Raw genomic sequence first — 18,156 nt, forward strand, 5'->3', positions numbered from 1 at the left:
TGGCCTTCGCGACTGTCGGGCTGGTCATGGTCACGACAACCCGCTTCGCAAAGTCCTTCGTTGCCAAATGGGGTATCGCGGGATGCGTAGCGCGCGGGATGGCGTTGCTCGTTTCCGGCGCGATCCTGTTGGGGATCGGCCTTTAAACCACAGGTCTTTGCTATGTGATGTATCAAAGTGGGAGGATGCATTGAAACCCTGCCAAAAACCGCGAAGCAACAGGTCGCCGACATCATCCGTCAGAAAGATCAGAGAAATAACAAATGATAACAGGGTCGCAGCTGACAAGAGGTCCGGCGAGTCAGCCGTTTTTCCTTCGCGTTTTAGGCGGTCAAGTTTTTGGGTACTTGCTTGGTGCTTCTGCTCGTCCTTGTCGGCCATATTTCTAGAACCCAATAGTCCTAATCAGTTCCGACAACCAAATTGTGACTATTGATTGAAAGAAAACAACATTGAAGATCATCGCAAGCAAAACGGAGAGTGGAGCATAAACAAGCATCACCATCAACTGAGGCATCGCGCGGTTAATGAAGCCGCTAAGGAGGTTGAAAATTACTGAGAAGAAAAGAAAAGGCGCAATGACCTGAAGCGATACCTCTAGAAACCAATCAGCGACTTCGAAAAATGTCTCAACATTCACTGAAATATCAATAAGCAACCCTTCTGCAGCGACCCATAGTGCGCCAGTGGACGCCAAAACTCCGCATACCCCCCACTTATAAATTTCGCCAACGACGCCGGAAACCGTGTCTTGACCGGTATTGAGATACTGCGAGAGGCTGAATGATTGGCCGAAAGCAGACACAGCTATGTGTAAAAAAAACAGTGGCAAGCGACAGATAATACCCAAAAGACATCCTGATGAAACTAGTCCAATATAATCTAGGAGTCTTATGTCTTTCTCAGTCACCGTTGAATTAACCAGAACCATAGCGAACGCAAACGCTAACAGTGTTTTCACGACGACTGGCATTTTTATATCATTTACAATCGGCGCAAAAGCAATGAAACCGCTCGCTTTCAAGAACGGCACCAGCAGGCTGTGCACATAAGCCTCAAGCATCGAATGGAATGACGTCTTGAAAGCGGATTCCCGACCCACTCCCGAGTTCCTCGAATGACAAAACGGGTAATTTAATCTGCGAGGCATCCAACACCGAGCGCAGAAAACGGCGACGCTTGGCACTGACCACCAGAGCAACACTCAAACCCGCCCGAGCAGATTGCGCTGTTGCGTCAAGCAAACGCGCCGAAAGTCGTTTCAGCTCTTCTGGTTGAATGGCAACAAAACTGGATTGTCCGCCGCTTGAGACTTCGCTCTGAGAAAACAGATCCTCCCAACGGGGATCCAGGGTAATCGCCTGCGTATCAATCGATCCTTCAAACGCTGAGTCGAGCACTTGTCGATTGATCCGTTGACGCACGAATTCAACCGCATTCTCACCCCTGAATCCACTATGCTTTGCCTCGACCGCAGCGTCCAAGATCGCGCTAAACCCGCGAATGGATATTCCTTCGGAGAGCAGGCCTTTGAGAATATCCAGAAAGAATTCATTCGAAATTTTGTCAGGAATCGCTTCAGCAAGGCACATCTTGATCCCTTCGGCCTTAACTGGATCAGATTGTCGGACAAGAGAATTAAGAGTCTGTTTTAGCGTTTTCGCGGTCATCAACGTGTCTAAATTGTTCGTCACAACGTCCATCAGATGGGTCAAAAGCACCTCTTCGCCGGTCAGGACCGTGTGGCCCGACAGGATCAGATCCTCTTTTTCTATCAATGAACACCATTTCGCGGGCGCACCATAAACCGGATCACGCGTGCTGCTCGTCCCATCAGCTTGATCCAGAAGTACGAGCACATCTGTGCCTTGGAGTTCTCCTCGAGCCACTTTTGCACCGTGAAGATGTATTTCGTAGCAGTTATCAAGGAGTCCGCTGTCCTCGGACAGGCGCACTTGCGGGATCAGAAGCCCATATTTTTCCGCCACGTGCATTCGAAGCGGTCTAATCCGACTGTCGATCCCGGAATCCGCGCGCAGAAGGCTTCGCGAAATAGAGGTGGCCACCTTGATCAGAATATCATCTGCCTCGAGCAAATCTTCGATCTTGTCGACATGAACCTCTTCGGCGATTTCTTCAGCCTCGTCTTCTACAGGGACATCCTGCGCCGCATGCACCCAAAGCGCAGCGGCCAGCGCGGTCACTATTAAAAACGGGATAGTCGGCAGCCCCGGAATCAACGCAAGAGCCGTAGACACCATTGCAACGGCGACCAAAACCTCTTTTCGCGAGCGAATTTGGTGCGCAATGGCATTGGAGGTTGGCTTTCGATCAGGTCCTTTCGCCAACAAGAGACCTGTCGCAAAAGAGATGATCAGAGAAGGAATTTGTGAAACAAAACCATCACCAATTGTCAAAAATGAATACAATTGCAGTGATTCCCCGAAAGCCAAACCATATGTGAGAACGCCAAAGGCGACCCCGACTACGAGGTTAATCCCTGTCAGCAGTAAACCGAGAACGGCATCGCCTTTGACGAACTTTGCGACGCCATCCAAAGCCCCGTAGAAAGAGCTTTCTTTCGACAGTTCTTCGCGGCGCTGGGACGCTTCCACGTGAGAAATTGCGCCTGATGATAAATCAGCGTCAATGGCCATTTGTTTTCCCGGCATCGCATCCAGAGAAAATCGAGCCGAAACTTCGGCCATTCGAGAAGAGCCTTTGGAAAGAACGAGAAAATTCAGGAGTGTGAAAATGACGAAAACAACAATCCCGACATGCAGGCCTTCGCCCATCACAAACGACGCAAAGCCATAGAGTGTCTGACCAGCGACTTTTTCACCATATTCCCCAGCCGTCAGGATCAGTTTTGTTGAGGCAATGTTGATATAGACCCGAAAGATCAGAGATATCAGAATAAACTGCGGAAACGCGACAAATTCAGAGGCGCTAGGCGTCAACAGAACCAGCGAGAGGATTAGAATCGCGAGCGAGAAAGAAATCGCCATCCCCAAATCCAGAAGCACCGAAGGCATTGGCATCAGCAACGAGACAAAAGCCAGCGCTGCGAAAGTCGCAAGGATGATACTTGAGTCGATGATTTTCATTCTGTCGCCGCAGTGTAGCTGTCCAGCAGCAACTGCGCTCTTTCGTGCAGTGGAAGGGATGAAAGGTTTTGAGGCGCTTCGATCTGTGGGGCCGCTAAGGCGGGTTCGGGGGCATTCAATTCCAAAGGTTCCAGAAGCTCGACAAGGCGAGGTTTGGTCTTGACCCAGGTGTTGCCTGAAGTTTCCGCTCGCTCGGTTTCCCACGCAATGTAGTCACTGCGCTCCATCGCCTTTTTCATGCAGCTTTCGGTGTCTTCAGTGGCTTGTGCACCAATGACGACAAAGGGTTCGTCGGGCATGGCGTTCAAGACCAGACGCGCCTCGTCAGCCCATCCTTTATGGAAATAGGCGCTCAAGGCACGAGCACCCTCACGCTTCGACGCCTTCAAGACTTTTAAGTCGATCAGATAATCGTCGAAGCGGCACGCGTTCCTGATGTCATGGGAAATTTTGACCGCTTGCCCCGTGAACTCTTCGCACCATGTGCCCGCCCTGCAGGCCGCAGACAGGGTCGATGTGACACCGTCCCAAACAGGCTCTGGCTGGATCACGTTGACGTCAAAGACGACTGGCAACTTGCCACTCTTTTTGCGCAGAATGTCGACAACGAAATAGCCCAGATGCGTGAAGGTTTCAGGCTGGCAATCGCAATTGAGTAGAACCGAGAGCCCGCTCTGCGTCAGGGTGATCTCGCCAACCCTAGTGGCTCCAATCTTTTGCCGCGCCGCGATCAGGTCGCGATTTTCAATTGGCGTGATCCCAGTGACCGTAAGACGCCCCTCCGCTTGGGTGACCTCAGGCATATCTTGGTCCGCTTGCCGCACTACGATGCGGGTAAAGCCGTCGTGCTCTCCGGCCATGATGGTCTGTGCAATGGCTCCGCCAGAAGACATAAGCCAGAATGAGGCGCAGAGAGCCACGAGCCTAGGCAGCATTGAGCCCCTCCTCGACTTCGTTGAAGCTAGGCCGACACGACGACGGAACGCTCTGACGCCCGACTTCGATGCACAAATTCGGAGAGTGCCCAAAGAGATCGGCCACCAGCACATCCCGCACTACGGAATAAAACTTCTCTTCAGTTTCTGTGGTGGCCGTCACTTTGGCAGAGAACGGCCCGACTATGCCATAGGCCAGAAACACCCCTAGAAACGTCCCCACCAGCGCACCACCGATCAAGCCACCAAGAACCTCGGGGGGTTGGTCGATCGACGCCATGGTTTTGATCACACCAAGAACCGCGGCGACAATTCCCAGAGCAGGAAGCGCATCGGCGACATTCTGCAAAGCATGTCCCGAATGCGCCTGCTTGTGCGCGTGCTCTTCGATCCGCTTACCCAGCATCTCTTCGACCTGATGGGGATCGTCATAGTTCAGGCTGCCCGCGCGAAACGTGTCGCAAATCAGCGAAGTGGCTTCTTTGTCCTTCAGGATCTTGGGGTAGGCGACGAAAACAGATGAATTTTCTGGGTCTTCGATATGACTTTCCAGATCGACCGGGCTCTTGCGGCTGATTTTTATCAGCGAATAGAGCAAACACAGAAGGTCGCGATAGTCTTGCTTGCTCCACTTGGAGCCTTTGAAGACCTTAGCGATGTCTCCCAGCGTGTGCTTCACAGTCGGAAGGTCATTGCTCAGAAGAAACGCCCCGGTCGCAGATCCTCCGATCATCATCAACTCAAAAGGGAGCGACTTCATGATGATCGACATCTTGCCGCCCGCAAGAAGATAGCCGCCAAACACCATGATGAAGGTGACGACGATGCCGACAATACCGATCATGATTATTCCTCAATGCTCTGGTTCAAAGGGTTTGCGATGTTGTTTTCCAGCCAGCTCGCATTGCGACCTGCCAGAATTGCGCTGACGGCATATGCCTTGGAGGACGGTAAATTGCCCATGATCGCCGCAGCAGACTGCGCCTTCATCCGGCCTAGGAACCCGGCGGCAAATTCCATGTCCATCTCGGCGAACAATGTCGCGGCCTCTTTCGGCTTCATCGCCTCATAGACCTTGGTCAATTGGTCCAGATCGTCTTCGGACGCACTCTCGCCCAATCCCATGGTCCGGCGCAGACGCTCGTTCTCTTCCTGCAATTCAGAAATCAGCGCCAAGGCCTCTTCCCGTTTACTCTCAAGAACTTCGAGCTTTGCCTCGATCTCTTGTTCCTTGGCATTCAGCTCTTTGGTCCGGGCATCATTGAATGCCTCGCGCTTGGCCAAGGCTTCGAACAGTTCGGTCAGTTCCTTGTCGCGATAGTCGACAAAGGTTTCTTCTGGCTCTGCCGTCGCCAAAGCGGGGGCAAGCGCGATAGCCTCGGTGGCTGTCATCCCGATCTTCAGGGCCCCTCCTGTCGCGAACAAAGCGGCAATCGCAACCAGGCTGCCGGATCTACGAGCTCTGGCCATTATGCCCCCCGCTTCATCATGCGATGGCTAAAGATCGGCTCCGCTGTCGTGGGCTTGGTCTCTTCCATATCGTGCAGGGACGCGACCATCAGTTCCAACTTCTTGGCAACTGTCTCCGCACGATCCGTCAGGCTTTCAAGCGACTTGTTCGAGGCATCCGCTGTGCCCTTGGCGGTGTCCAGCGTCTTGGTTAGGTCGTCGACCTGCGCAGACAGGACAGCAACAGCGCCGCCCACTCCGTTCTCTAGATTGTTAAACTGTCGCAACCGGCGCGACAGCTCCAGACAGTAGATCGAGGCCCCGAGCGCACCGGCCCCAAGAAGTGCATCAATGATAAATTCCATTTGTGTTCCTCAGTTAGGGACGAGTTCCAAAATCAGCAGGTCAATCAGTGGCTCTTCGCCGATGACATCGATCACACGCACCCGCATGTGATCTCGAAATTGGTCGATGGCGTCTGGATAATCGAAGTACTCTGCCTGCACAGACCGCAGGAAACCCTGCAACGCGTCGACCACACGAGGCATGAGGACGACTACTTGCTCTGCGTCCTCCGGCCTTACCTCCAGAGCACCCCGAAACCGCAGATGCCGCCCCTCTAAAAACGGACCGTTCATCACGATGATCTGCGGAATATCCACAAAAACCCCAGCTGCCGGAGCGACATACTTCGGCTCCTCGATAGGATCGGGGGTGTGGCGCAATCCGATCAGGTCCAGCCCGATTGCGGCGTATCCACCCGCCGCACCCAACACCGCCAGAATCAGCCCAAGGACGATACCGGAGCCGCCTTTTTTTGCTTCGATTTCTGCTGTTTGATCGCTCATCGCCATCTCCTGCTTCGGAAAACAGTTATGGGCAGCAGAAGCTAACCGATTGTTAAGCGTGATCCTTCAAAACGGAAAATGTCAGGCAGAAGTCGACGCTCCGGAGGTGCACGTGCAGCAGTTCATTACAATGTGGAAAAGCTTTGACAGGCGGAAACAGATCATGGTCGCCGGTGCGACCGTTGGAACGTTTCTGGCGATCTTTTCTTTGGTCTTTTTTGCGAGTCGGCCAAATATGGTCCTGCTCTATGGTGGACTTGATCCGGCAAGCGCCGGGGAAATCACCCAAACGCTCGAGGGGCAGAACGTTCCCTACCGGATTCAAGGTACGAGCATCTTCGTTGACGAAACCCAGCGTGATTCCCTGCGTCTTTCGCTGGCGGGTCAGGGGCTTCCGGACTCTGGCGTATCGGGGTACGAACTCCTAGACGATCTGAACGGGTTTGGCACGACCACCCAGATGTTCAACGCCACGTATTTGCGGGCCAAAGAAGGCGAACTCGCGCGCACTATTCAGGCCAGCCCCCAAGTCCGGTCTGCGCGTGTCCACATCTCTCAAGAGGACATGTCCCCCTTTCGGCGCAGCGCCTCTGCCAGTGCTTCTGTTTCTCTGAGCCTTAACGGCGGCACGACAATCAGTGCGGCCCATGCCAAAGCGCTCCAGTTCCTTGTGTCCTCTGCGGTAACTGGGCTGGATCCGGAAAGCGTCGCAATCATTGACGAGCGTGGGCGTTTGATCTCGGCCAAATCCAACGACGATTTTGCCACCGAAGACGGCAGCGCCGCAGAACGCATGGCTGCGCGAGTCGAGCGGATGCTCGAGGCGCGGGTAGGCGCGGGCAATGCAGTGGTCGAAGTCAGCATCGAGCGGGTCACCGAGCGCGAGTCGATCGTCGAACGCTTGGTCGATCCCGACAGCCGCGTTGCGATCAGTAGCGAAACTCAGGAAAACTCCGCAACCGCCCGCAGCGCCGAGGCCGGGATGACTGTCGCGTCTGACCTACCCGAGAATGCCGGCGCGAATGGCGGCGATTCGTCCGAGAATTCGAACGAAACCGTCGAACGGGTGAACTACGAAATCTCGGAAACGCGCCGCGAAGTTCTGCGCACACCTGGTGCCATAAAACGACTTACCGTTGCTGTCTTGGTGAACGGCCTCCCCGATCCAGAGGGCGTCATCATTCCGCGTACAACAGACGAGGTCACAGCGCTCACGGCTTTGGTCGAGGACGTCGTCGGGTTTGATGCACAGCGCGGTGACGAGATCACCGTTCAATCCATGGCGTTTGTCGGGACAGAGCCGGCTTTTGCAACTCCTGCGCCGGGATGGCTTGAAGCATCGGCTCCCTCGGCCAGCACGGTTCTGCGCTTGGGGGTTCTGTCGGTAGTTGCTCTGATTCTTGGGCTCTTCGTTCTGCGCCCAATGTTGCGCAAAGCCGATCCGGTCGAACTGCCCGCTCTTGCTGAACTTCCGGAATCGAATTTCGGCCTCGCCCCGCTTGACGGTGAAATCGACGACAACATGGAATTTCAGCCGCTGTCGACCGACTTTGCGAGCCCATCGGTTGAGCTACCAGAAGATCCAGTGTCGCGGATGCGCGCTCTGATCGAGGCCCGGAAACAAGAAACAATGACGATTCTCCGCAACTGGCTTGAGGAAGAGAAGGAGCAGGAAACATGAGCATCGAAGCACTGTTGGTCGATTTCGGCCCCGCGCCAGAGGTTCAGGATGTCGTTGCTGATGCCCCGGGCTTGAATCTTGATTCCTTTGAAGAGGGATACAATGCGGGATGGGCCGACGCGACCAAAGCCAGCAAAGACGAACGGGCGCAGGTCGAAGCCCAGATTGCCGAAAGCCTGAAGGATTTCATGTTCTCACGCGCCGAGATGCAGCAACAAACGCTCAAGGAACTAAGGCCCTTGATCGAGGGGGTGCTCACCGCGCTATTGCCGGAAACCCTGCGCCCTGCGCTCGCGCCTATGCTGATCGAAACCCTAGAGCAGATCGCGGCAGAGTCCCTATCAAATGCGATCGTTCTGGCTGTTCCAGACGGGCTGTCAGAACAGATTGAGCCCATGCTCGATCCTGCGCAATGGCCGGATCTGACCATCATCGAAGATCCTGCGTTGTCGGACGCACGTGCTGAAATCCGATGCGGTGACACAACTCGTGCGATCGACCTCGCAGAGGTTCAAGCGCAGATCAGCCACCTTGTTTCAGAATTTTTCAGTGGCCCGCAGATGACTGGGGCGACGGGTACCGAGGGATAAATCATGACAAACCGTTTTTCCGCCCTGCCGATCGAAGTCCATGTCTGCGTGGGACGCGCCAGACCCCCTCTCGGCGAACTTCTGGAACTCGCCCCGAACGCGGTTCTAACGCTGGAGCAGCAGATCGACGATCCCGTCGAGATCATGATCGGTGAAAGGGTCATCGCTCATGGCACCCTCGAAGAGACCGAAGACGGTGGGCGCCGCTCGCTTTGTGTGCGGCTCACCTCGGTGAAGAGTTTTGACAATGAAGCATAAGATAACGCATGCCGCCTTGTTGGGCGGCCTTTTGCTTTTGGCGGGCACGACTGCGCACGCGCAGGGACTCGAGATCGGCGATATGACGATGGATGATGGGCTGAGCCAGAAGGTGCTGCAAATCATCGCAACCGTCACCGCGATCACGTTGGTTCCGGCAACTCTGATGATGGTCACCTGTTTTCCATTTATGCTGACAGTACTGGTTGTTGTCAGATCGGGACTTGGCCTTCAGCAGTCGCCGCCCAATATCCTGCTGATCACGATTGCTCTGTTTCTAACGTATTTCGTGATGGAGCCAGTCTTTCTCGAGGTGTGGGACACCTCTGTGAAGCCGTTGAATGCGGGTCAAATCTCGATCGAGTCCGCGTATCAGCTGGCCCAAGCGCCCTTCCGAACCTTCATGACGCCGCGCATAGATCCCGATGCTTTTGTTCAACTGGCGGAAACACGCGGTCTAGAGATCAATGGTCTTACGCCAGAAAACGCGCCGTTCTCTTTGATCGTCCCGACATTCATCCTGTCCGAACTGACACTGGCATTTCAGGTCGGATTTCTGGTCTACCTGCCATTTCTTATCATTGATCTGATCGTCTCGGCGATCTTGATGTCGATGGGGATGATGATGGTGCCCCCGTCGGTTGTCTCCCTGCCCTTCAAGCTTGGGTTTTTCGTGGTCAGTGACGGTTGGTCTCTGTTGGCTGGCGGACTGGTGACGGGGTACATGGGCTAGCGCCCATGCCCCTTATTTCACGATCAGTTCTGCATAGAGCGCGCCAGCGGCCTTGATGCTCTTGAGGATGTCGATCATGTCGCGTGGCGACACACCCAAGGCGTTCAAGCCACCGATCACCTGAGACAGCGAGGTCCCGCCGCGCACTTCGGCAAGGCCAACACCTGGCTCTTCTTCGATAGAGGCGGTGGTGCGCGGGACCACAATCGTGTCCCCGTCAGAGAACGGGTTGGGCTGGGACACAACAGGTTCTTCGCTGACACGCAAAGTCAGATTACCCTGAGCCACTGCGACCCTTGCAATCCGCACATCATCGCCCATCACAATTGTCCCAGAACGCTGGTCGATGACGACACGTGCCCGACGTTCGGGCTCGATCATCAAGTTTTCAATCACCCCAATCGCATGGGCCGGAGAGCTGGCTCTCGTGGCTGATACATCCAGTTCAACGGTGCCAGAGTCAGTCATCCGCGCCACGGCACGCCCGAACTTGCCGTTCACAGCCCGTTCAATGCGAGCAGCCGTTGTGAAATCAGGCTCCCTGAGTGCCAACCGAAGCCGGTCAAGGGAATTTAACTCGAATGCCACTTCACGCTCGACACGCGCGCCAGACGGGATCGTTCCGGCCGTGGGTACGCCTTGGACCACCTCTGCCGCCTGCCCCCCGGCGGCAACACCTGCCGCGATGATCGTACCTTGGGCCACCGCATATATGTCGCCATCGGCAGCGTTGAGCGGGGTCATCACCAGTGTCCCGCCGAGCAGACTTTCCGCATCACCTATCGCCGAAACAGTTACGTCGATCTGGGTGCCAGCCCTCGCAAAGGGCGGCAAGGTCGCTGTGACAAACACACCTGCAACGTTTTGGGGTCGCAACTGCTCTCCGGTGACGTTCACGCCGAGCCGTTCGAGCATCGTGCCAAGCATTTCTTCGGTAAACGGTGCATTCCGGAACCCGTCTCCAGTCCCATTCAACCCGACGACAAGCCCGTATCCCACCAGATCATTTCCGCGCACGCCATCAAACTCGACCAGATCCTTCAACCGGATCGGAGAGGCTGACGCGCTGGCAGCCATCAGGACAATCATGATTGCCGTAAAGAAACGCCGCATCACATGAACTCCGCAAAATTCAGCGCCGACATGCGGGACGTCACAAGATAGAGCCGCTCTAGGGCTTGTTCATACTGCTCTAGTTCGCTGGCCGCCTCATACATGTCCGGCGACGTCAGTTCTGTCAGGCGCAACTCCATTGAGGTCGCAATCGAACTGTTGCGAGTCTGGAGAGACTCCACGCGCTCTTCCGCGATGCCTAGCGTGCCGCGTTCACTCGCAATTCCTTGAGCAGCACTGAGCAAATCAGTACCCGCTGATACGGCTTGATTGGGACCTGACACCAGCGCGCCAGTTGCCATTGCAGCAAGTGCCTCGCGAAGAGGCGCCGACATGGCGGTCACGTTTGCCTCGACCTTCTGCTGGTCCGCGACCGTAAAGCTGACCAGATCACTGTCTGTTCCGCCATACGACATTGCATATCCGCCAGCATCATCGACGAAAAACGCCTTGATATGCGCCGCGGCATCACTGTGTGACATGCCCGCAATTTCGGTCGACAGTGTATCAAGCATCTCTGCCGCAGATGCCAAAGGCGCCTGCCCGACAGCCGCGCCAGAAAACAGGTAGCGTCCCCCCGCTGCGCCATTGAGTGCGGCAACTGTTTGGCCAAAAGCAGACCGCGCGCTCGCGGACACCGTATCCAACGTCGCAGTCGCGTCCGCTTCCTCTGCAGCGACCAAATCCTGCGAAAGGGTGGTCGCGATGTCGCTGATGGCCCCCAAAATGGATTGCTGCTGCCCAAGAAAGAATGCCGCCTGAGTGCTGGCCTCTTGATAGGCCGACATCTTCGTCAGGGTATTCTGAACCGCGTTCAAAGGCCTGAAGTCAGCCTGAAGCGCGCTTCTGAGATCCTGTATTTTTCCCTCGGCCACAGTCGCCGCAGCTGTTTCGAATTGCGTGCTGACTTGGGTATTTGCACGGCGCATCGCCAAAAATTGCGCCAAATCGCCTGTCGCTGTAATCATCAGGTCATCCCCATCAATGTATCCAGCATTTCATCGACGACCGAGATCACGCGGGCATTCGCCGTGTACATCTTTTCGATCATCAAGAGTGACTGTAGCTCTGCGTCGCTATCGACACCCTCGGACGCTGCGGCTTCGGCCAGAGCGCTATACCTTGCGCTGGCCGCCGTCTCGCTCAACTCGGCTCTCAAGAGCTTTGAGGACTGCCCAGTCACATAGTCTCCCAAGGCAGTCGAAGTATCGGACAAACCCTCTGTCAGCGTGTCCAAGTACCCTGCCCGCGCGCCGTACCCTTCGGAGAGGGCCGCAAAACCATCCCGAAGACGCCACGGTTCACTTGTCAGTTGTGAATTTACCGATAGTTGACCGTTGGTTTCGGTGAACAAACCGTCCCCGTCAAAACTGGTCGACGACAATAAAGTCTGCCGCGTGTCCTCCAGCTCGTTGGTCGCGGTAGGCATCAGGTCATCTCGAATCTGAAAGCTCGCCTCGATCTTTCCACCGAGCAGACGGCTGCTGATATCATTACCCGAACGCCCGGCAATCGTGATCCCGGACAGAGCCCCACCGGCTTGGGTCATCGCAGCGTCCATTGTTTGGACAGGTGTAAACTCCAGTGTCACCGCCTTGCCATCAAGCAGAACTTGCCCACCGCGACTCACGAGGGCAATCGAGCCATTGTCACGCTCCAAGACCCGCACGGGAATCAGCTCAGACAGGCTCGCAACCGCTTCGTCCCTTTGATCCAGAAGAGTCGCGGTATTCCGGCCATTCGCTGAAAAGGTCACGATCTGCTTGTTCAGCTTCTCGATCTCCGACAGTGCGGCATTGGCAGTTTCGACATCGGTCGCAATCGACTGGTCGGCGGTAAGTCGTTCACTTTGAATCGCGTCTTCGATTGTGTTGAAGCTGTTGGCCAAGTCTTCGGCGGCATACAACACTTGCGCAAGCTGAACGGTGCTTTCCGGTTGCGCAGAAGCACTGATCAATGCCGTTTGCAAATCGTCAAGCGCGGTCGTCAGGCTGCCATCTTCGCCTACGGTCCCAATGGCCTCGTCGATAGTGGCCAATGCCTCTGTTCTAGTTTCAGCAGCGGCAAGGCTCGCGGCCTGAGTGTTCATCGAGGTGTGCAGCGCAGCATCTCGTTGCCTTTGCACACCAATCACCTGCACGCCGCCATTCAGGTTCGAAACTTGCGTGATCTCACGCTTGGCGTAGGCTTCGTTCGTCGCATTCGAAAGGTTCGAAGAAACGATCTCTGCTGCCAGAGAGGATGCTCCTAACCCCGAAAGCGCATTGGATATAGCACTCGTCAGAGACATCTATGCCTCCTATCGCTTGATGTTGGTGGTCTCTTGCAACATTTCATCGACCGTCTGGATGATCTTGGCGTTCGACGAATAGGCACGTTGAGTCTGGATCAAGTCGGTCAGTTCTCCGGCGACGTCGACGTTAGATTCTTCGAGGGCATAGCTGATGATGTCCCCTGTCGGCCCGTCCCCAGCATCCCAAAGAAAGAAGCTGCCGCTATCGGGTGACGGCGCATACGTTTGGCTGTCCAACGCAATCAGACCATCAGGGTTGGGCAAGTCGACCAGCGGGACTTTGTAAATCGCCCGAGTGATGCCCGTGTCATACAGCGCAAAAACGGTTCCGTTTTCGTCAACTTCGACCGAGGTCACATTGCCGATTTCGTAGCCATCCTTGCTAATCGAAAGAGGCGCAAAATCGTCAGAAAGCTGGGTCATTCCCGAGGCGCTGCCCAATGCACCGATGTCGAATTCAATCGGCCCGCCCGCAACATTGACAGAAAATTTTCCGGTTGCGCCATCATAAGTCCCGCCAGAGACCGCTGTGACCGACGCCAAGGTTCCGCCCGAAGCCCGCGAGTCATCGAAAGTCAGTGTGTATTCACCTACGACGGTCCCGCCAGAGGCACCGTCCATAATTGTCATAGTCCACTCATTGCTCGAACCGCTGGCAGGCACCGTTGGCGTAAATGAAATGTCCAGATTCTGCGAAGTTCCGAGGTTGTCGAAATACTCGATCGACAGTTCCTGCATCGCCCCATCTGCATCAGAGGCAGTCTCGCTCGCCGGCAGGTTCACACCAAGGCTAACCTGAGTTGTCGGTTCGCCAGAAAGTTGGTTCACGTTGATCTGCACTGGCTCAAGAGCATCGGCCGTGTCACGCGCATATGTCGGGAAGGTTCCATCAGGCAAGGCCGGCCACCCAAGCAGCACCAGCCCCGACCCTGTCGTCAGATACCCATCCGCATCGGTTCGGAACGACCCAGTAGTGGTGAGCAACATCTCGTCGCTACCGCTTTCAATGCCCGACGCTTGTGTAACGGGCAAAAAGCCCCTGCCCCGCACCGCAAGGTCGGTCGAGTTCTCTGTCGTGACCAATGACCCGGACTCGCCGATTCGGCGCGTCGTAGTAAAACGCACGCCACCTGCGGAGTACTCACCTCCGGCGCCGCCGACGACCATCGAATGGAAGTCGGCTTCAGCTTTCTTGTAGCCGTAGGTCGATGCGTTCGCGATATTGTCCGAGATTGTCGCCAGACGTCCGGCATTCGCTGCGAGGCCGGCGACACCAGCATTCAACGACGATGAAATAGTCATAGGGCACCCCTGTGGTTAGCGGTCATGCCCAATGCTTACGAACGCAGGCTTAATGGCTGCCTAACGGAACTCTGGCTGATTTTTGCAGAACGATAATCTCGATCCGGTTGTTTGCGATGTCCATTGGCGTGCTTTGATATTTCAGCCGCTGGTCACCATGGCCGGTCACGCGCTTCACGCGCTCGTGAGAGAGACCGCTATTTTCCAGCAATTCCCTGACCTTATCGGCTCTTTCCAGCGAGAGACGCCATACCGGATTGTCCTTTAGGACAAGCGGTGATGCCGACATGAAACCAGCGATCAGAAAGTCTTGCTCTGTCGCCTGGGCTGTATGTGAAACGGCTCGTAAAAACTCGCGGAACGCCGGGGTTGGCTCTGCTGTTCCTGGTTTGAACAGAAGCGAATCGGGACCCTCTTCCAGCTCCAGCGCTGGCCCCTCATCAGTCATCCGAAACTCGTAGTGACGGCGATCAAGAGATGTCGACACGTTTTCAAGCTCTTCCTCGAGCTGCAACTCTAGGTCCAGCTGCGCGCCTCTGGCTTGCTCCTCTTCGGTTGGGTACAAAGAGCTGGCTCCGCGCCCCTCAAGTGCCAAGGTCTCTTCAGATTGCAGGCTTTCGCCCCCGAAATTCCCTTTGCCCCCACCAGAGACACGCGCCACCGGAATATCTGGCGTAAAGTAATCCGCCAAACCCTTGCGTTGCTGTTCGGTTGTTGCATTCAGCAGCCACATCAACAGAAAGAAGGCCATCATAGCCGTCACAAAGTCCGCATACGCGACCTTCCACGCGCCGCCATGGTACCCACCACCTGCGACAACTTTCTTTCTTTTGATGATGACTGGCGCGTTCGACATCGCAGCCATAGTCCACCACCTTTCCCACGTATCTAGGGATAGGGAGAGGACCTTAGCGAAGTCTTAAAACCACTGGAAACTTGAATCGATGGTTAACGCGCGGTGGGCATCTGCTCGGAAGAAGTGGTGCCGGTAAAGGGACTCGAACCCCCGACCCCATCATTACGAATGACGTGCTCTACCAGCTGAGCTATACCGGCACTTCTTCAGCGGACCTAGATGGTCCGAGTGGAGTGCGATTTAGCACCGGCGCACTCCACGGAAAAGACCTATTTTGAGGTCTCTTTTTGCTCTTCTTCGGTCTCGATGACCTCTGCTTCTTCGATTGTATTGGCTTCTGCAGTTGGCTCGTTCACCGGAACAACTGCGTTCTCTGCAGGCGCATCGGGCGTGCCCACGATCAAAGGTAGCATTTCAGCATTCAGACCGGTGGTCGACAGCATCTGCGCGGGCGGCTGGCGCCATGTCAGTGTGTCGAAGCCTTTGCAGTGCTCGCAGATCGGGACCCATTCGTTGTGGATGTGATTACAGTTGTCACAAATCCACGACTCTCCACGCGGCGCGGTCACGGCGCGCGCCAACCAACCACGGACAACGGCGTCTTCGGCACCTTCGCCGCGTTCGATCGCCGCCATCAAGGTCAGCGTGCGAGTGTTGGGCATATCTTGGGCCAGACCACCCAGAGCGCGGCGTGCCGCGGGGAAATCTTCGGCAGCGATGTTGAGCTCCGCCAAAAGCTGCTTGGATTCGACATCGTCTGCGTTTTTACCCAGCAGGGTGCCAAAACGCTTGAGGCGCTGTTGAGGCGTCTCATCAGGCTCGATCTCGGCAAAGACCGCTGCGAGATCGGGATGCGGCTGCACTTCCCAAGCTTTCTTTAGAACGCGAACGGCATTCCGCTTTTTGCCTTTTTCGATGTATCCGCGCGCTGCCATGCAGGCGGCAGGGATCAGATCAGGCGACAGACGGTTTGCTTCGATCGCTTCTTCGCGGGCCTCGATCGAAGTCTCTTCTGCGATCAGGTCCTTGGCTTCTGACAGCGCCAGTACGGCATCACGACGCTTGTGAACGTCACGGGGCAGGGCGCCAGTCTTAAGCTTGGTGGCCAGTGTTTTGCGCGCACCTTTCCAGTCGTGCTTTTCAGACTGCAAACGCAGGAGAACGTCCTGAGTTTCTTCGTGCTTGGGCTTCAGCGCGAACGCGGTCTCGGCCAGTTTCAGCGCGACCTCATTGTTGCCTTCGGACAGACGCTGTTTCATCAGACCGCGCACACCTACGAAGCGGGTGCGCTTGTCTTTGAGCAGCTCTTTGTAGACCTTTTCGGCGGTTTTCTTGTCACCCATCATCTCGGCCGCTTGGGCCGAGATCAGGTTGGTGAGTTCAGGACGGTTCAGATATTTGTCCGCCTGATGCGCTTTGTTCATGGCTTCGCGACCCTCGCCAGAGGCGAGCGCCAACATGCCATCGGACAGTGCTTTGAAACCTTTGCGCTCACGGTTCCGACTGAAATAGCGCGTGACCGCCGTCTCATCACCATTGATGAAGCGCAGCACAGCGACCAACAGGCCCAGCAATTTCAACAGGACCCAAACCGCGATGATCAGCAGGATGCCTGCGATCACGGATTGCAGCGCGCCAAGGTTAAACTCCATCCCGCCAAAGGCGACCTGGATGCCACCGCTGGCTTCCATCAGGTAGCCCGCCGACAGGGTCAGTGCGGAGACAATGAGTACGAAGAGTATAATTTTTGCAAGCGACCAGAGCATCGGGCGAGCCTCAGTTATTCAGGGTTTGTGCAAGCGACGCGGCCGCTGCGAGAGCATCCTGACGCGTGCGCGCCATTTCGATCCAAGGCGCCATGGCAGGCTGCGCCACTTCGGGCAGAGCCTCAAGCTCTGCAATCGCGTCCGTCAAGCGCGACTCTTTTAGAGCTGCCTCGGCACGACTCAGGATCGCGTCTGTGCTGTCACCATCCTTTGGTTCCAACGAACGCGCACCAAGCTGGTTCAACAGGAAGGCACCAACGCGATCTGCCGCGCCGCCATCTGCCGTCTCAGCACGCGCATCAGCCAAAGCCTCGCGGGCATGAGCGGGGTAAGCGTCGAGAAGTTGGTTCAGACTAGGAATACCATCCGCAGCAGGACCGGCGAGGGATACTGCGATGTCTGCTTCGCTGTTGGCCCGCAAATCAGCCAGAGCCGTCTCATAAGGCGCGCCAGCGTCCAGAGCTGACTGGACTTGGGTCAGGGCGGCGCGAGCCATAGCGTTGCGCGAGGTTTCCTCGGCTGCCGTTTCGGCCTCAACGGCCTCTTTGGCCATACTTTCTATTTCTTCTTTCTGCGTCGCAACCTCTTGGCGCAGGTTGTTCACTTCGGCTTCGAACGCTGAAACTGCCGCATCACTGGCCGCCTCGACGGGACGCTGTTCCATATCGGTCATGCGCTGATCCAGCGACGCCAGAGCGTCCGACGTTTCGGTCAATTGGACTTCCAAAGACTGCAAAGTCCCTTCGACTGCTGCTATCCGCTCTTCGACCGCGCTCGTGTCGGGGACGGCGGGGACGGCATTCGCAAGCTCGTCGATCCGCGCGGACAGCGCCTCTTGGGCGGCAACACGGTCGGCTTCGCTCTCTTCGAACTGGCTTGCGATGTCGCCAGCAGCACCAACCTCGGCAAACGGGCCAGTCTTGTAATAATAAGAGGTCGCGCCGAATCCGATCGCAGCCGCGGCAACCCCGCCGAGCAACATCGAGAAGAAGCCGCCTTTTCGCTGGACGACGGTTTCCTTGATGACTTCTTTCGGAGCCTCGGTGGGCGCCGCTTCGGTCATCTCAACCTGCTCTTCATGCAACTCGACGGCTTCGGCTTCGGCTTCGGCTTCGGCTTCGGCTTCGGCTTCGGCTTCGGCTTCGGCTTCGGCTTCGGCTTCGGCTTCGGCTTCGGCTTCGGCTTCGGCTTCGGCTTCGGCTTCGGCTTCGGCTTCGGCTTCGGC

The 18,156-nt window shown here is 56.1% G+C and carries 18 protein-coding genes, 1 tRNA gene and 2 pseudogenes; 5 read left to right on the plus strand and 16 right to left on the minus strand.

Features of this window, described 5'->3' with window-relative positions; all coding sequences use genetic code 11:
- Positions 1-140 (plus strand): annotated as a pseudogene (locus AB9K37_RS02160) (chloramphenicol/florfenicol efflux MFS transporter FloR); the annotation flags it as partial.
- 43 nt (positions 141-183) lie between these two features.
- On the opposite strand, the pseudogene AB9K37_RS02165 reads toward AB9K37_RS02160, so the two are convergent.
- From AB9K37_RS02165 to fliL, 8 genes and pseudogenes are all read right to left on the minus strand, one after another.
- A pseudogene (locus AB9K37_RS02165) lies at positions 184-381 on the minus strand (EscU/YscU/HrcU family type III secretion system export apparatus switch protein); the annotation flags it as partial.
- Between the two features lie 4 nt (positions 382-385).
- A complete protein-coding gene (locus AB9K37_RS02170) occupies positions 386-1,063 on the minus strand; it encodes a flagellar biosynthetic protein FliR (RefSeq protein ID WP_369835336.1) in 678 nt (225 codons plus the stop codon).
- On the minus strand, positions 1,056-3,107 hold the full coding sequence (locus tag AB9K37_RS02175) for an FHIPEP family type III secretion protein (protein ID WP_369835337.1): 2,052 nt from the start codon (positions 3,105-3,107) through the stop codon (positions 1,056-1,058). Before AB9K37_RS02175 ends, AB9K37_RS02170 begins: the two co-directional genes overlap by 8 nt.
- On the minus strand, positions 3,104-4,042 hold the full coding sequence (locus AB9K37_RS02180; RefSeq protein WP_369835338.1) for a hypothetical protein: 939 nt from the start codon (positions 4,040-4,042) through the stop codon (positions 3,104-3,106). Before AB9K37_RS02180 ends, AB9K37_RS02175 begins: the two co-directional genes overlap by 4 nt.
- Entirely contained in the window at positions 4,032-4,886 is an 855-nt protein-coding gene (motA, locus tag AB9K37_RS02185) for a flagellar motor stator protein MotA (RefSeq protein WP_369835339.1), read from the minus strand. Before motA ends, AB9K37_RS02180 begins: the two co-directional genes overlap by 11 nt.
- Positions 4,887-4,888: 2 nt before the next feature.
- Positions 4,889-5,512, minus strand: a complete 624-nt coding sequence (locus AB9K37_RS02190; protein ID WP_369835340.1) for a MotE family protein — start codon at positions 5,510-5,512, stop codon at positions 4,889-4,891.
- Entirely contained in the window at positions 5,512-5,856 is a 345-nt protein-coding gene (locus tag AB9K37_RS02195; protein WP_369835341.1) for a hypothetical protein, read from the minus strand. The genes AB9K37_RS02190 and AB9K37_RS02195 overlap by 1 nt, the downstream gene beginning before the upstream one ends.
- 9 nt (positions 5,857-5,865) lie before the next feature.
- On the minus strand, positions 5,866-6,339 hold the full coding sequence (gene fliL / locus AB9K37_RS02200) for a flagellar basal body-associated protein FliL (protein ID WP_369835342.1): 474 nt from the start codon (positions 6,337-6,339) through the stop codon (positions 5,866-5,868).
- A 112-nt stretch (positions 6,340-6,451) separates the two neighbouring features.
- On the opposite strand from fliL, the gene fliF reads away from it, so the two are divergent.
- Genes fliF through AB9K37_RS02220 form a run of 4 tightly spaced genes read left to right on the plus strand, consistent with a single transcriptional unit; the run spans position 6,452 to position 9,601 of the window.
- Positions 6,452-8,020: a flagellar basal-body MS-ring/collar protein FliF gene (gene fliF / locus AB9K37_RS02205; RefSeq protein ID WP_369835343.1), complete on the plus strand. Its 1,569-nt coding sequence runs from the start codon at positions 6,452-6,454 to the stop codon at positions 8,018-8,020.
- Positions 8,017-8,610: a hypothetical protein gene (locus tag AB9K37_RS02210; RefSeq protein ID WP_369835344.1), complete on the plus strand. Its 594-nt coding sequence runs from the start codon at positions 8,017-8,019 to the stop codon at positions 8,608-8,610. Before fliF ends, AB9K37_RS02210 begins: the two co-directional genes overlap by 4 nt.
- 3 nt (positions 8,611-8,613) lie before the next feature.
- Positions 8,614-8,868: a FliM/FliN family flagellar motor switch protein gene (locus AB9K37_RS02215; protein ID WP_369835345.1), complete on the plus strand. Its 255-nt coding sequence runs from the start codon at positions 8,614-8,616 to the stop codon at positions 8,866-8,868.
- Positions 8,858-9,601: a flagellar type III secretion system pore protein FliP gene (locus AB9K37_RS02220; RefSeq protein WP_369835346.1), complete on the plus strand. Its 744-nt coding sequence runs from the start codon at positions 8,858-8,860 to the stop codon at positions 9,599-9,601. Before AB9K37_RS02215 ends, AB9K37_RS02220 begins: the two co-directional genes overlap by 11 nt.
- A 12-nt stretch (positions 9,602-9,613) precedes the next feature.
- Here the strand turns inward: AB9K37_RS02220 and AB9K37_RS02225 are convergent, their stop codons facing one another.
- The 8 genes from AB9K37_RS02225 to AB9K37_RS02260 all read right to left on the minus strand — a co-directional run.
- Positions 9,614-10,714 (minus strand): flagellar basal body P-ring protein FlgI, encoded by a 1,101-nt coding sequence (locus tag AB9K37_RS02225; protein WP_369835347.1) that lies wholly within the window; start codon positions 10,712-10,714, stop codon positions 9,614-9,616.
- Entirely contained in the window at positions 10,714-11,682 is a 969-nt protein-coding gene (locus tag AB9K37_RS02230) for a hypothetical protein (RefSeq protein ID WP_369835348.1), read from the minus strand. The genes AB9K37_RS02225 and AB9K37_RS02230 overlap by 1 nt, the downstream gene beginning before the upstream one ends.
- Positions 11,682-13,004, minus strand: coding sequence for a flagellar hook-associated protein FlgK (gene flgK / locus AB9K37_RS02235; protein WP_369835349.1), 1,323 nt, complete (start codon positions 13,002-13,004; stop codon positions 11,682-11,684). Before flgK ends, AB9K37_RS02230 begins: the two co-directional genes overlap by 1 nt.
- A gap of 9 nt (positions 13,005-13,013) precedes the next feature.
- On the minus strand, positions 13,014-14,309 hold the full coding sequence (locus tag AB9K37_RS02240) for a flagellar hook protein FlgE (RefSeq protein ID WP_369835350.1): 1,296 nt from the start codon (positions 14,307-14,309) through the stop codon (positions 13,014-13,016).
- Between the two features lie 49 nt (positions 14,310-14,358).
- Positions 14,359-15,174 carry a flagellar motor protein MotB gene (locus tag AB9K37_RS02245; RefSeq protein ID WP_369835351.1) on the minus strand — a complete coding sequence of 272 codons (816 nt, stop codon included), beginning with the start codon at positions 15,172-15,174 and terminating at the stop codon, positions 14,359-14,361.
- Between the two features lie 115 nt (positions 15,175-15,289).
- Positions 15,290-15,365: transfer RNA gene (locus AB9K37_RS02250), tRNA-Thr, on the minus strand.
- Between the two features lie 69 nt (positions 15,366-15,434).
- Positions 15,435-16,931, minus strand: coding sequence for a heme biosynthesis protein HemY (locus tag AB9K37_RS02255; RefSeq protein WP_369835352.1), 1,497 nt, complete (start codon positions 16,929-16,931; stop codon positions 15,435-15,437).
- 10 nt (positions 16,932-16,941) lie between these two features.
- Positions 16,942-18,156 (minus strand): COG4223 family protein (locus AB9K37_RS02260; RefSeq protein WP_369835353.1); only part of this gene is annotated, 1,215 nt, incomplete at its 5' end.

Origin of the sequence: Donghicola sp. XS_ASV15 (assembly GCF_041224595.1) — a bacterium.
Lineage (GTDB): Bacteria > Pseudomonadota > Alphaproteobacteria > Rhodobacterales > Rhodobacteraceae > Donghicola.

Coding starts and splice junctions, on each gene's coding strand:
- AB9K37_RS02170 (WP_369835336.1), bottom strand. CDS start 1,063: ATGCTTGAGGCTTATGTGCACAGCCTGCTGGTGCCGTTCTTGAAAGCG.
- AB9K37_RS02180 (WP_369835338.1), bottom strand. CDS start 4,042: ATGCTGCCTAGGCTCGTGGCTCTCTGCGCCTCATTCTGGCTTATGTCT.
- motA (WP_369835339.1), bottom strand. CDS start 4,886: ATGATCGGTATTGTCGGCATCGTCGTCACCTTCATCATGGTGTTTGGC.
- AB9K37_RS02210 (WP_369835344.1), top strand. CDS start 8,017: ATGAGCATCGAAGCACTGTTGGTCGATTTCGGCCCCGCGCCAGAGGTT.
- AB9K37_RS02190 (WP_369835340.1), bottom strand. CDS start 5,512: ATGGCCAGAGCTCGTAGATCCGGCAGCCTGGTTGCGATTGCCGCTTTG.
- AB9K37_RS02225 (WP_369835347.1), bottom strand. CDS start 10,714: ATGCGGCGTTTCTTTACGGCAATCATGATTGTCCTGATGGCTGCCAGC.
- AB9K37_RS02240 (WP_369835350.1), bottom strand. CDS start 14,309: ATGACTATTTCATCGTCGTTGAATGCTGGTGTCGCCGGCCTCGCAGCG.
- AB9K37_RS02175 (WP_369835337.1), bottom strand. CDS start 3,107: ATGAAAATCATCGACTCAAGTATCATCCTTGCGACTTTCGCAGCGCTG.
- flgK (WP_369835349.1), bottom strand. CDS start 13,004: ATGTCTCTGACGAGTGCTATATCCAATGCGCTTTCGGGGTTAGGAGCA.
- AB9K37_RS02215 (WP_369835345.1), top strand. CDS start 8,614: ATGACAAACCGTTTTTCCGCCCTGCCGATCGAAGTCCATGTCTGCGTG.
- AB9K37_RS02220 (WP_369835346.1), top strand. CDS start 8,858: ATGAAGCATAAGATAACGCATGCCGCCTTGTTGGGCGGCCTTTTGCTT.
- AB9K37_RS02230 (WP_369835348.1), bottom strand. CDS start 11,682: ATGATTACAGCGACAGGCGATTTGGCGCAATTTTTGGCGATGCGCCGT.
- AB9K37_RS02255 (WP_369835352.1), bottom strand. CDS start 16,931: ATGCTCTGGTCGCTTGCAAAAATTATACTCTTCGTACTCATTGTCTCC.
- fliL (WP_369835342.1), bottom strand. CDS start 6,339: ATGAGCGATCAAACAGCAGAAATCGAAGCAAAAAAAGGCGGCTCCGGT.
- AB9K37_RS02195 (WP_369835341.1), bottom strand. CDS start 5,856: ATGGAATTTATCATTGATGCACTTCTTGGGGCCGGTGCGCTCGGGGCC.
- AB9K37_RS02245 (WP_369835351.1), bottom strand. CDS start 15,174: ATGGCTGCGATGTCGAACGCGCCAGTCATCATCAAAAGAAAGAAAGTT.